Consider the following 14,753-nt stretch of genomic DNA (forward strand, 5'->3'; position numbering starts at 1 on the left):
GCAAATCTGCGCTATTGTTGTCTACACATCGGAGTGATCGAATTTTATTTCGTACGTTTTGCTTCTATCTTTTTTCCATTCTGTAATAAAAACAAATTTGAAATTTCTCCTTTTTCGTTCTTTTCAAACTGAATTTGTGCATCTACTACTTTGTAGAAAAATAACATTTCACTTTCTACAAATATTCTGAACGCATCTTGTCCTGTCAATTGTGAAAATAGTTGGTCTTTATCTAATGAAATTTTGATTTCAAAATCTTTTTCAACTTCATAAGTCCCAACAAACTTTTGAAGTTCTTCAGGTGTAATACTAATTTCTTTTCTATTTTTTTGCACAGGCAATGGTTTATTATATAGAATATTTCTAATTGCTTTTGAAGGAATTGTAACGTTGCTGTGATTTTGAAGTATTATTATTGTTTTATCATTTGTAATATGTCTATCGATAAAAGTTACATAACCTGGCCAACCCCCATCATGGTTTGCAATTTTTCCAAAATCAGCATTTTCTTCAATTCCCCAACCAAAACCATAATTCCTTTTAGCTCCGTCTTTCAAAGTTGCTAATTCAAAAACTGATTTCATCCCCTCTTTTGTGAGTAATTTATTGGCATATAATGCTCTATCCCAAATAAATAAATCGTTGACAGTTGAATTAACTGTTCCGTCTCCAACAATACCATCAAGCCAAATAACAAATTTAGTTTCTTTCAATTCGTCTGGTAAAACATATTTTTTCAAACTATCTGAGTAAACATATCCAAAAGCATAATTGTCAATTTTCTTTGGCGATAATCTACGATTGTAAACAAAGGTATTTTTCATTTTCAACGGTTGGAAAATAGCTGTTTTTAAATAGTCAGCGTATGTCATACCCGATGCTTTCTCAATTATTGATGCCAATAGAACATAACCCGTGTTGCTATATTCCCATTTAGTATTTGGCTCAAATAATATTTTTGGTTGATGTTTACTAAATATATTAATTACGTCTTTATTAGTGGCAATTTTGGATTTGTCAAATAAACTATCCATAAGCTGCATATAGTCTGGCAGACCTCCAGTATGATTCAATAAGTTTCTTACAGTTACACCCTTATAAAAAGAAAGTTCGGGTAAGTATTTTGCGATATCATCGTCCAAATTCAACTTCCCTTTTTCTTTAAGTATCATTATCCCCATAGCTGTGAACTGCTTTGAACAAGATGCCAATTCAAAAATCGAATTTTCGTTCAATTTTTCTTTTGTTGTTTCGTTTGCAAGTCCAAAACTATGGCTATAAATAACTTTCCCTTTTTCTGCAATTAGAAAATTTCCATTGATTTTCTCTTTTGAATAAAGAGAATTGAGTAAACTGTCAATTTTTTGAATTCTGTCTTGTCCAAATGTAAGATGTGCAATTAAAAGAAGTCCGATCGTAATTGTTAATTTCATTTTTTATTTCTGGTTAATTAATGTAGCTGAGATGTCTCGAAAAATTGCTATCAACTTATTTATATGTGTGACAAAACCATACAAAGTCATCCAAATTTGGTTAGATATCTGTGATAAATTTCACACATGATTTATTTTCAAATATATAATTTTTCCACTACAAACTGTCAAAAGGACTTTAACTTTGATTGATGCTTTTTGTCACTTATATGAGTGGCTATGCAAACAAAAAGTAGAGAAAAATTAAGATGCACATGCTAAAACATTTTAATAATTTAAGATAATCTAGTTAGATATTTGAATGCTTCCGCTGCTAAGACCAAAAGCTTCAGGGAAATCTGGAAGTTTTGTAAACTTGATAAGTGAAAAATAAAAAACCACATTTTCAAACGAATGAAAATGTGGTTTTTAACTTATATATGCTTTCTAATTTACTTAACTATTATTTTTCTAACAATAGTAGATCCTTCACTTTCTAAATACACATAATAAATTCCTTTTGGGAATCCTGATAAATTGATGCTATTAGTGTTTGAACCATTAGTAAATTTCGTAGTTGTCACCAACTTTCCTAATACATCGTACACGCTTGCTTTTTCTAACACAATGTTATCAATGTGTAATTCTCCTTTGGTAGGATTAGGGTAAACGGCGAGTTTTTCAAAAACCAGATCTTCGATCCCTAAAGTACAAGCTGTTTTCGAATAAATTGCTGTTGCATCTTTAGCTGTTGACCAATTGGCATTAGCATAAGCAACATCATCTACCTGAATACAGGATTGTGAAGCATTCGTTTTGAAATTAACGTTGACCAGTTTGCTATTGTTTCCATTATTTAAATTCAAAGAAGTCAATTTATTATTTGAACAATTTACATCTGTAAGCAGCGTATTCTTAGAAAGGTCTAAACTTACTATTAAATTGTTAGAACAACTCAATTTAGTCAACAATACATTTTTAGAAACATCTAAGACCGTTAGTTGATTAGCAGCGCTGGTTTTGGCATTGATTTTTTTACTAGTTGTTACGATACCATCACAATACAATTCTGTAAGCTGGGTGTTTTTAGAAACATCTAAAGTCGATAGTAGATTTTTTGAACAATCTAAATATTTCAGTGCCAAGTTAGAAGACACATTTATTGAAGTCAATAAATTTCCTTGACATTTTAAGGTTTCTAGTTTTGAAAAATATTCGATTCCTGACAAACTGGTAATATTAGAATTGGATACATCTAAACTAGTTATATTTGTTATACTCGCCAGCAAAACAGAACCGTTTTTGCCATCTGTATCAACTCCTAAAGCGATTAATTGGTCTTCAAACGCGCTACTAACTGCAACAGCACCAGAACAATTATCAGAATAACTTGCCGTAGCATCTTTCTTTGCAGCCCAATTGGCATTAGAATAAGCAACATTATCTACCTGAATACAACTTAAATTAGGATTGTTTGTAAAGTTATTACCGCTCATTTTAACATTATTTCCGTTCTTTAAATTTAAACTTGTCAATAAGTTATAACTACAATTTAAGTATGTCAAAGCTTTATTATTGGAAACATTTAAATTAATTAATTGATTTTGAGCACAACTTAAAATATCTAAAGCAGTATTGTTGGAAACATCTAAATTCGCTAATTGGTTTGTATCACATCTCAAATCTAGTAAAGTAAGATTCTTAGAAACATCCAAATTAGTTAATGAATTTGAATAACAATAAAAAGCTGATAAAACTGTATTCTTAGAAACATCCAAATTAGATAATAAATTTGAACTACAATCCAAATATCTTAAATCAGTATTTTTAGAAACATCCAAATTTGTTAGTTGACTATTATAAAAAGATATAGCTCGTAAAGCTGTATTGTTAGAAACATCTAAAGCTGTTAATTGATTTTTTCCACAAAATAAAGATTCTAGAGCAACATTCTTAGAAACATCTAAAGCCGTTAATTGATTTTCGGAACAATATAATTCTTCCAGTACATTATTTTTAGAAACATCTAAACTCGTTAATTGATTCTCAAAACATTTTAAAATCTTTAAAGCCGCAAAGTCTTGAATTCCGGTTAAATCAGTAATTTTACTATATGTGACATCCAAAGAAGTCAATGACGAAATACTCGCTGTTGACACTTTTCCGTTTGTACCATCGGTATCAATACCAAGAGCGATTAGTTTCTTTTCAAAATTCGCATCAGGAATAAGCGTGTATTGAACAACAGCTGAGCAATCTGTACTAAATCCTGCAACAGGATCTTTTGAACTAGCCCAGTTAGCAGCAGAATAAGCAACATTATCTACCTGAATACAAGTTAAATCAGGGTTGTTTTTAAAGTTTCTGATGCTTAAATAAGTATTAGTTCCAGTCTTTAAATTTAAACTGGTTAATTGATTTGAACTACAGTTTAAAGAATTTACAAGCTTATTCTTAGAAAGATCTAATGCCGTTAACTGATTACCGCTGCAATTCAATGTATTTAACTCCGTAAAATCCTGAATACCAGTTAAATTAATAATAGAACTATTAGAAATATCCAAAGAAGTTAATCTGTTTATTTTATAAGTTGGCACTTGTCCATCAACCGTTCCGGTATCAATTCCTAAAGAGATTAACTTTTTTTCAAAATTCACATCAGGAATAAGGGTGGAAGCTAGGCAGTCTTTACTATAACTTGCCGTAGCGTCTTTATATGACTTCCAACTGTTACTAGAATAATAATCATTATCTACCTGAATACAACTTAAATTAGGGTTGTTTGTAAAATTGTAGGAACTAACATTAGTATTGTTTCCATTTTTCAAATTTAAACTCGTTAATTGATTTGAACTACAGTCTATATATCTTAAAACAGTATTCTTAGAAGTATCTAAAGCCGTTAATTGATTCTCATTACAATATAAATATATTAGAGCAGTATTCTTAGAAACATCTAAAGCTGTTAATTGATTAGAATAACAATATAATTTTGTTAAAGCAATACTCTTCGAAATATCGAAACTTGTTAATTTATTAGAATAACAATGTAATTCTTTCAAAGCAGCATTTTGAGAAACATTTAAGCTTGTTAATTGATTTGAATAACAATTTAAATTTGTTAAAGCAGTACTCTTAGAAACATCTAAAGCCGTTAATTGGTTCTCATAACAATATAAATATATTAGAGCAGTATTATTTGAAACATCTAAAGTTGTTAATTTATTAGAATAACAATATAAATAGGTTAGAGCAACATTCTTAGAAACATCTAAAGTTGTTAATTTATTAGAATTGCAACTTAAATTTGTTAAAGCAATATTCTTAGAAAAATCTAAAGCCGTTAATTGATTATTGCTGCAATCTAATTGCTGTAAAGCCGCAAAATCTTGAATTCCTGTTAAATTAGTAATAGAACTACCGGAAATATTTAAAGTCGTTACTCCGGAAATCTTAGATGTTGGAACTTTTCCGTCAGGAGTTCCAAAATCATAACCAAGTTGAATTAACTTTTTTTCGAAATTAACATCAGGAATAAGAGTGTATTGAACAACAATTGAGCAATCTAAACTATAACTTGCCTGAGGATCTTTGGCTGAAGCCCAATTTGCATTAGCATAAGCCACATTATCTACCTGAATGCAACTTAAATTATTAGCATTAAAGGAACTATTTGTCGATAATTTAGAATTATTTCCATTTTTCAAATTCAGTCCCGTTAATTCATTGTCAGAACAATCCAAGTATGTTAAAGCCGGATTCTTAGAAACATCTAAAGCCTTTAATTGATTCTCATAACAATGTAAAATTGTTAAAGCCGGATTCTTAGAAACATCTAAAGTTGTTAATAGATTATGATAACAACGTAACTCTGTTAAAGCAGTATTCTTAGAAACGTCTATAGTCGTTAAGTAATTGCTTCCAAAACTCAAGTATGTTAAAGCAGTATTCTTAGAAACATCTAAAGAAGTTAATTGATTGGTATCACAAAGCAAAGATTTCAAAGCAGTAAAATCCTGAATTCCGGTTAAATCGGTAATGAGACTTACTCCCCTAACATTCAAAGTAGTCCGGGTGTTTATATTTGAAGTCAAAACTTTACCATCCGGTACGCCGGAATCAATTCCCTGACGGATTAGTTCTGCTTCAAAATACAAATCGGGGATCAGGGTGTATTGGGCAAAGGAAGATACGCTAGCCAAAAATAGTATAAATAGTAGCTTTAGTTTCATAGGCAAAATTTTTGTTAAATTAATGCATCAAATGTATAGAATATTAACTAATATCTTACGTAAACTGTTAAAGAAATAAAAAGAGAGGAAATAAGTTCCTCTCTTCTTAAAAAATATAAATTTATTGTTGAAGATAGCATATCATTATTATACAATCAACAAAGTAAGAGCATTAGTTTAAGTTTTTTGTTTGAAAATTTAACTGCCTTTGTATGGGGTAGCTTAACCTCTTAAATTTTCCATGTCTTACAATAAATATTTTTTTGTGAAATTAATTATTAATCTGCGAAGCAACATCCTCCACCCTCTAGAGGATAATTTGGAGGACATGGTCCAGTTTTTAAAATGGCCAGTCCACTTGCAATCCCTTTAACGCAAATTTCTGTTATTCCGCCATTTACCGCTTTTAGCTCATCTTTAGATAATTCTTGAGCTCCGTTTAATTTTAAAATTTTTTTTAACATAATCTAAGGTTTTAAAAATTTAGTTAATACCCCAATCATTTAAAGACACTTGGGATTTTTGTCTATCCTCGCGCAAGAATTTTTTCTATATTTTATTTTGAATTAAATCTCTTCTCAAATGCTTTTTCTTCTGAAAAATCATTTAGAAAATATTTTAATTCAGTCATGGTTATTTCTTAGGGAAAACTTACATTGTACGAATATATCTTATCTAAATATTGATTTTTTACGGACTTACCTCATTTTGCAGCTTTTGTTCAATTATTTAAATCAAAATACCTTCTAAGAATACATTCTTTCAAATGAATAAAATATTACAGATTTGGTTATAATATCTGACAAAAGAAATATTTACGGGATATTTTTTTATCTTTGAAACTCAGGATTTTTAATCTGAAACGGCTTTGTCTTTGAGCCTTTAGAAAAATTGACACTCATTATGGAACAGAAAATACATCAGGGAAGAAACGTAAAACGTTTCAGAGAAATGCTTAACATAAAACAGGAAGGATTAGCTTATGATTTGGGCGAAGAATGGAACCAAAAGAAAATTTCTTTACTGGAGCAGAAAGATGTAATTGAAGAAAATCTGTTGAAACAAATCTCTGCAGTTTTAAAAATTCCAGTTGAAGCTTTTCAGAATTTTGATGAGGAACAGGCAATTAATATTATTTCAAATACATTTGATAATGGAGCCTATTTGAATGCAGGGCATAGTCCAACATTCAATGTAAATCCAATAGAAAAATGGATCGAAGCTTTAGAGGAAATTAAGCGTTTAAATTTGGAGCTTTTGAAAACCAAAGATGAACATATTAAGGTTTTAGAGAAATTATTAAACGATAAATAAACTTTATAAAAAGATATTAATTCAAGTAAAATTTGAGTTTAGTATCACACATATAATAAATAAAAAAAGCTTCAGATTTCTCTGAAGCTTTTGTTTTAAGAACGTGGTTTTGACAAATTTCTGTCATACATAATAATAGTTCCTGCCACGGCCACGTTTAGACTTTTTTCTGATTTAAATTTTACCAAATGATGACATTTATCCATTGCTTTTTTAGACAATCCATGATCTTCTGCCCCTAATAAATAAACACATCTTCTTGGATGTTCAAAAGTTTCTAAATCAGAAGATTTTTCTGCTAATTCTACACCAACCAATCTGGCACCTTTAGGTAAATTTTCAAAGAAAGCCTCAAAAGTTTCATAATGAAAATAAGGGATTGCTTTTACTGCATCATGAGTATCACATGCTTGTTTCGCATATCGATTCCCAATTGTAAATATAAAAGTAGCACCCATATTTTGAGCCGATCGCCATAAAACTCCCAAGTTTTCAGGTGTTTTACCATTTTGAATTCCTATACCAAAGTATTCATTTATAAAATTATCATTCATACGCCAAAAGTACAAACTTTAAATATTTCGAGAAACGAGATTATTACCAAATCGTTATTCTGTCTTTCTCTGCCAAAAACATTTTATCTCCAGGTTTTACATTAAATGCGTTGTAAAAAGGAGTCGTATTCATTAGAGGACCATTAACGCGCCAATTTGGCGGCGAATGTGGGTTATTGTTAATCCACAAACGCAGGAACTCGTCTTTCATTTTTACTCTCCATATTTTGGCTATAGATATAAAGAAGCGCTGGTCTGGCGTAAAACCATCAATTTTTGTGTTTCCTTTTCCTTGTTCGGTCATTTTAAAAGCATCATAAGCAACTGCTATTCCGGCAATATCTGCTGTATTTTCGCCAACTGTCATTGCGCCATTAATGTGTAAATCTCCTAAAACAGTATAGGTATTGTACAAATTAATCACCTGTTGTATTCTTGACTTAAACTGCGCATAATCCTCTTTTGTCCACCAGTTTTTCAGGTTTCCATTTTTATCATATTGAGCACCCTGATCATCAAAAGTATGTGTTATTTCATGACCTATAACCATTCCAATTCCTCCATAATTAAGTGCGTCATCTGCATTATTATCAAAATATGGGGCTTGTAAAATACCTGCAGGAAAAACAATTTCATTTGCAGTAGGGTTATTATATGCTGTAACTGTTGGAGTTGTAGTATACCATTCTGATTTATCGACTGGTTTGCCCAATTTTGCCAATTGAAAGTGATATGCAGCTTTAGAGGCCGAAACCATATTCTCAAAATAAGTATCCCTGCCTATTTGTACATTACTATAGTCTCTCCATTTATCTGGATATCCTATTTTTTTAGTAATGGCAAACAATTTTTCTTTAGCCTTTTGTTTTGTAGCAGGGCTCATCCATTCTAATTTATCAATTCTTTTGGCATAGGCTTTTTGCAAATTATTCACGAGAACCAACATTCGTTTTTTGGCATCTTCAGAAAAATATTTCTTCACATACAATTCACCAAGCGCTTCGCCTAAATAATTGTCAATGACATTAGCCATTTTTTCGCCGCGTGATTTTTGAACAGCCTGACCAGAAAGCACTTTGGTGTACTCAAATAAAGCATCTACAAAAGGTTTACTTAAATCATCTGCATATCGTTCCAGAGAATTTGCTTTCAGATAAATTTTCCAATTATCAATGGGAATGGTTTTTAAAAGTTTATTTAGGACATCATAATAAGCAGGCTGGCCTACATTAATGGAATCGGTTTTAGCACCTAAATTATTTAAAAAAGCAGTCCAGTTTATGTTGGGATGTTTTTTTACAAGATCTGCCACAGCCATTTTATTATAATTTGCCTGCACATCTCTAAGTTCAACTTTTGTTTTATGCGAAACAGCAAGTTTTTTATCAATATCATAAACTAAATCAGCATTCTTTTTAGCTTCTTGTGCATTGCTTCCTGTTTGTTGAAATAAGGCTGTAAGGTATTTTTTGTATGATCCCTGTATGGCAACAGTTGATGAATCTGACTTGAAATAGTAATCCCTGTCAGGCAATCCGATGCCTGTTTGATAAAGTTGAGCAATGTTCATTTTGCTGTTTTTATCATCGGGTGTGACTGTAAAACCTATAATAGAAGAATTGCCCACTTTTACTTCATTAACTACAAAGTTCATTAATGACGGCAAATCGTTAATTGCTTCAATTTTTGCAAGTAGAGGCTTGACAGGTTCATAACCGCGTTTGTTAATGGTTAAAGTATCCATACCAGATGCATAAAAGTCTCCTACCTTTTGTGCTATACTTCCTGTTGCATTTTTGCTTTTCGAAACACTATCCAGTATTCCCTGCAGGCGCATTCGTTGTGGGAAATTCATAAACATGTAAGCACCAACTCCTGCTTGAGATGCTGGTATTGATACAGAATCGTACCATTTTCCATTTACATATTTAAAAAAATCATTACCAGGCCGCAATGTAGAATCTATTCCGGTGATAGCAACATTTTTCTTTTCTTGATGTTTTGAACACGCTGTAAAAGCTAAGATTGCAATAAAGAGCATTAATGTTTTTTTCATAATCTAGATGATTTCTATTAAAATGAACTGAAAAAGTTTGAAGGCAACTATTTTAATTTTAGAAGAACAATATACGAATTCAGTTTTTAATTCTAAAGTTTTTGTCAGAATGGTTCCCTGCAATAAAAAAGCTCCAGATTTCTCTGAAGCTTTTTATTAAACTTATTATTGAGAGGACCTATATCCATCTCTTAAATTCATTTAACATAAAAAATCTTATTTAAACTATTTCAAATTTAGAAATTAAACCCTAAATTAGCTATCTATCATCCTCGCCTTTAAATATTTGCGTCTTTACATCTTAATAAAAAACCAAAACATAATCTTATTGAGTTTAATGCTAATAGATGAACAAAATAATACCCGTTTAATTACCTTCATTGATACCGAAATTGAACCAGCAAAGGGCAAAATCCTTGATATAGGAGCAATTAAAGATAACGGTAATCAATTTCATAAAGCATCTTTAGGGGATTTTGTCCAATTCCTCAAAGGTGGCGATTATATATGCGGACACAACATTTTAAATCACGATATAAAATATATAGGCAAAGCAATTTATGATGCTGGTATTAACCCTTCAAATATAATTGACACTTTACATTTATCTCCTTTGTTATTTCCAACTAAGCCTTACCATTCCTTATTAAAAGATGATAAACTTCAGACTGAAGACACAAACAACCCGTTAAACGATTCTATTAAAGCAAGAGATTTATTCAATAGTGAAGTTGCCGCTTTTTGGCAAACGGATAAAACACTTAAGGAAATTTTTTATCTCCTTTTAAATCGTACCAAAGAGTTTGGAGCTTTTTTTCGGTTTGTGAATTATAAAAATATTAGCTCTGATCCAGAAGCTGAGATTAGATTAAAATTCCGTGGTGAAATTTGTGAACAGTCGGATTTAGCTAAAATAATTTCTGAAAATCCTATCGAACTGGCATATTGCCTGTCTCTGATTAATTCATTTATAATCCATAAAAAAGTTCATTCCATTACACCTCCATGGGTTCTTAAAAATTACCCCGATGTGGAACGTATAATGCTATTATTACGGAGCAAACCTTGTATAACTGGCTGCATTTACTGTAACAACGCGCTTGACATTTATAAAGGATTAAAAAAGTTTTTTGGCTTTGATTTTTACCGAACTTATGGTGGTGAACCGCTTCAGGAAAAAGCTGTTAAGGCTGCTGTTAATAACAAGTCTGTACTGGCTGTTTTCCCAACTGGCGGCGGAAAATCAATTACATTTCAGGTTCCGGCACTTATGAGTGCTGAAAACTCTAAAGGGTTAACTATCGTAATTTCTCCGCTTCAGTCGTTAATGAAAGATCAGGTCGACAATCTTGAAAAAAATGGAATAACAGAAGCAGTTACTATTAATGGACTTTTAGACCCTATTGAAAGAGCTAAATCATTTGAAAGAATTGAAGATGGTTCTGCCTCTATTCTATATATATCACCTGAATCTCTCCGTTCAAAAACTATCGAAAAACTAATTTTAGGCCGAAAAGTTGCCCGTTTCGTAATTGATGAAGCACACTGTTTTTCATCATGGGGACAAGATTTCAGGGTTGACTATTTATATATTGGTGATTTTATAAAGTTAATTCAGGAAAAGAAAAATCTTGAAGATGCCATACCGGTGTCCTGTTTTACAGCAACGGCAAAACAAAAGGTAATTGAAGATATCCGGGATTATTTTAGCGAAAAGCTATCGCTGGATCTTGAAGTGTTCACTTCAAAAGCATCAAGGACTAATCTTCACTATAAGGTTTTTGAAAAGCAAAATGAAGATGAAAAATATCAGACCGTCAGAGATTTAATTGAAGAGAAAAACTGTCCGACAATTATCTATGTATCCAGAACACTCAAAGCTTATAAACTTGCCGAGCAACTGGCAAAAGATGGTTTTAATGCAAAACCATACCATGGAAAAATGGATAAACAGGAGAAAACCGATAATCAAAATTCCTTTTTAGGTGGTGAAACACAAATTATGGTAGCCACTTCTGCATTTGGTATGGGAGTAGACAAGAAAGATGTGGGATTGGTTATTCATTATGAAATTTCAGATTCACTTGAAAACTATGTGCAGGAAGCGGGACGTGCAGGCAGGGATGAAAATATTTCAGCTGATTGTTTTGTACTTTTTAACGAAGAAGATCTTAGTAAGCATTTTATCTTGCTGAACCAGACCAAACTTTCCATTAAAGAAATCCAGCAGGTGTGGAAAGCGATAAAGAACATTACAAGATTTCGTTCTAAAGTATCCAATTCTGCATTAGAAATCGCACGAAAAGCAGGCTGGGATGATACTGTTGTAGAAATAGAAACACGCGTAACTACCGCAATTGCTGCCCTTGAAGACGCAGGATATTTAAAACGCGGACAAAATATGCCGAGAATATTTGCCAGCAGTATTTTGTCTAAAAATACCCAGGAAGCTATTGATAAAATAAACACTTCGCAAAAATTTGAAGAAAAGCAAAAAGAGCAAGGTGTACGTATTATCAAGAAACTCTTTTCAAGCAAAAGCAGAAAGCAGGCCAACAACGAAACTCCAGAATCAAGAGTAGACTATATTAGCGATCATTTGGGCATTGTAAAAGAAGAAGTCATTAATGTGATAAACTTGATGCGTGAGGAAAATATCCTGGCAGATGCTAAGGATTTGACTGCCTTTATAAAGAATGCAGATAATAAAAACCGCTCTCTTTCAATAGTCGAGTCATACAGCAAAATTGAAAACTTTTTACTTTCGGTTTTTAAAGGAGAAGAAAGTACTTTTCATTTGAAGGAATTAAATGAAGGTGCTGAAAAAAACGGCTGTGACGATATAAACACCAATAAACTAAAAACGATAATTAACTTTTGGTCTATTAAAAACTGGATTAAAAGAAAAAACTTAGACCATGCCAGAAATCATATTGCTGTTCTCTGCCTTCAAAACAAAGAGCTATTAAAAGATAAACTTGAAAAGCGGCATGAACTTGCAGTATTTATCATTGATTTTTTTTATGATAAAACTATCACCGAAACATTAAAAGATCAAACAAATAAAGAGGAGACTTTGGTTGAGTTTTCGGTACATGAGCTAAAAACTGCATATGATACTAGCTTAAGCCTTTTCAAAAAAGAAATAAGCATTTATGATATTGAAGATACCTTGTTCTATCTTTCGCGAATTGAGGCAATAAAGATAGAAGGCGGTTTTCTTGTAGTTTATAATAGCTTAACGATTGAGCGAACGGAACAAGATAATAAAAAAAGATATACGAAAGACGATTATCAAAAGCTCAACCAGTTTTACGAGAGCAAAGTCCAGCAAATTCACATTGTAGGCGAATATGCCCAAAGAATGATTACCGATTATAGGAATGCTCTTCAGTTTGTGGAAGATTATTTCCAACTGAATTATGGTTCATTTTTGAACAAATATTTTAAAGGCAGCAGGCAAAATGAGATTAAGCGGAATATTACACCGGCAAAATTCAGACAACTTTTTGGTGAGCTCTCCCCTACACAATTGAAGATTATTAATGATAATGAAACACAACATATAGTTGTTGCTGCCGGTCCCGGAAGTGGAAAAACAAAGGTATTAGTGCATAAACTGGCTTCGCTACTTTTAATGGAAGATGTTAAGCATGAGCAGTTACTGATGCTGACATTTTCAAGAGCTGCTGCTGTCGAATTTAAAAAACGCTTATTAAAACTGATTGGTAATGCAGCGAACTTTATTGAAATTAAAACATTTCATTCTTACTGTTTCGATCTTTTGGGTAAAGTTGGCACTTTAGAAAAATCAGCGGATATTTTAAATACAACGGTTGAAAGAATTAAAAATGGTGATGTTGAGGCTAATAAAATTACGAAGACTGTTTTAGTAATTGACGAAGCACAAGATATGAATGCAGATGAGTGTGCTCTTATAAATGCATTGATGGAGCAGAATGAAGAAATGAGGGTTATTGCTGTGGGAGATGACGACCAAAATATTTATGATTTCAGGGGAGCAAGTTCCAAATATCTTGAACAATTCATTTATGATAACAAGGCCGTAAAACATGAGTTAGTAGAAAATTACCGCAGTAAAAGTAATCTGGTTGCATTTTCGAATCAATTCGTACAACAAATTCAACACCGCCTAAAAGAAACACCAATCATTGCTAATCAAACCGATAATGGAAAAATTAAAGTTGTTAAATATCAAAGCAGTAATTTGATTACGCCTCTTGTAACTGATATCGTTAACGCAGATCTTTCCGGAACTACATGCGTACTCACAAAAACTAACGAGGAGGCTATAAAAGTTACAGGGATGCTTTTAAAAAATGGAATCAAAGCAAAACTAATTCAATCTAATGATGATTTTAGTTTATACAATCTTGTTGAAGTTCGGTTTTTACTAGATAAAATAAATGTTGGAGCTGATATTTACATCATCAGTGATGAAGTTTGGGACAATGCTAAACAAGAGCTAATTAACACCTTCCGTAACAGCAACAAATTAGAGATTTGCCACAATATTATCAAAGATTTTGAAATCACTAATCCTAATAAGAAGTACAAATCTGATTTAGAAGTTTTAATTCGGGAATCTAAATTAGAGGATTTTTATAATGAAAATGGTGAAACAATTTTTGTATCAACCATTCATAAAGCCAAAGGAAAAGAGTTTGATAATGTATTTCTTTTACTTGAAAACTTTCATCTGGCTGCAGATGAAGCTAAACGACAAGTATACGTAGCAATGACCAGAGCTAAACGCAATTTAAATATTCACTTAAATGCAAATAATCTCAATCATTTGACCGTAGAAAATCTGGAACAAATAGACAATTTTGAATTTTACACTGCTCCTGATAAAATTGCTGTACATGCCACTTTTAAAGATATCTGGTTAGACTATTTTATTAACAGACAAATTTTAGTTTCTCAACTAGCGTGCGGAGAAACATTATATGTTAAGGATGATGAATGCTTAAATTCAAATGGACAATCTGTGTTGAAATTCTCAAAGTCATTTATTAAGAAAATTGAGGAAATGAAATCAAAACACTATGAACTAAAAAATATAAAGGTAAATTTCATATTGTACTGGCATAAGGAAGGAGCTTCGCAGGAAACCAAAATAATCCTACCTGAACTTTATTTTGAAATTAGTGAACAATAAGGT

7 protein-coding genes are annotated in these 14,753 nt (G+C 31.7%); 2 read left to right on the forward strand and 5 right to left on the reverse strand.

Annotated features, from left to right (window positions below; translation table 11 throughout):
* Positions 1 to 44: 44 nt before the first annotated feature.
* The 3 genes from APR43_RS13945 to APR43_RS13955 all read right to left on the reverse strand — a co-directional run bounded on the left by APR43_RS13945 (position 45) and on the right by APR43_RS13955 (position 6,108).
* Positions 45 to 1,433, reverse strand: a complete 1,389-nt coding sequence (locus APR43_RS13945; RefSeq protein WP_053470558.1) for a serine hydrolase — start codon at positions 1,431 to 1,433, stop codon at positions 45 to 47.
* Between the two features lie 431 nt (positions 1,434 to 1,864).
* Complete coding sequence (locus tag APR43_RS13950; RefSeq protein ID WP_082356373.1) at positions 1,865 to 5,644, reverse strand: T9SS type A sorting domain-containing protein; 3,780 nt, start codon at positions 5,642 to 5,644, stop codon at positions 1,865 to 1,867.
* Positions 5,645 to 5,922: 278 nt separating this feature from the next.
* Positions 5,923 to 6,108 (reverse strand): class IIb bacteriocin, lactobin A/cerein 7B family, encoded by a 186-nt coding sequence (locus APR43_RS13955; protein ID WP_053470560.1) that lies wholly within the window; start codon positions 6,106 to 6,108, stop codon positions 5,923 to 5,925.
* Between the two features lie 439 nt (positions 6,109 to 6,547).
* On the opposite strand from APR43_RS13955, the gene APR43_RS13960 reads away from it, so the two are divergent.
* On the forward strand, positions 6,548 to 6,958 hold the full coding sequence (locus APR43_RS13960) for a helix-turn-helix domain-containing protein (RefSeq protein WP_053470561.1): 411 nt from the start codon (positions 6,548 to 6,550) through the stop codon (positions 6,956 to 6,958).
* 95 nt (positions 6,959 to 7,053) lie between these two features.
* On the opposite strand, the gene APR43_RS13965 is transcribed toward APR43_RS13960, so the two are convergent.
* On the reverse strand, positions 7,054 to 7,512 hold the full coding sequence (locus tag APR43_RS13965) for an RNA methyltransferase (protein ID WP_053470562.1): 459 nt from the start codon (positions 7,510 to 7,512) through the stop codon (positions 7,054 to 7,056).
* 43 nt (positions 7,513 to 7,555) lie between these two features.
* Positions 7,556 to 9,568: a M13 family metallopeptidase gene (locus APR43_RS13970; RefSeq protein WP_053470563.1), complete on the reverse strand. Its 2,013-nt coding sequence runs from the start codon at positions 9,566 to 9,568 to the stop codon at positions 7,556 to 7,558.
* A gap of 337 nt (positions 9,569 to 9,905) precedes the next feature.
* Here APR43_RS13970 and APR43_RS13975 point away from each other — a divergent pair, with 337 nt between their 5' ends.
* Positions 9,906 to 14,750, forward strand: coding sequence for a RecQ family ATP-dependent DNA helicase (locus APR43_RS13975; protein WP_053470564.1), 4,845 nt, complete (start codon positions 9,906 to 9,908; stop codon positions 14,748 to 14,750).
* Positions 14,751 to 14,753: the final 3 nt, after the last annotated feature.

The sequence above is a fragment of the Flavobacterium sp. NLM genome (assembly GCF_002210235.1).
Classification (GTDB): Bacteria; Bacteroidota; Bacteroidia; order Flavobacteriales; family Flavobacteriaceae; genus Flavobacterium; species Flavobacterium panici.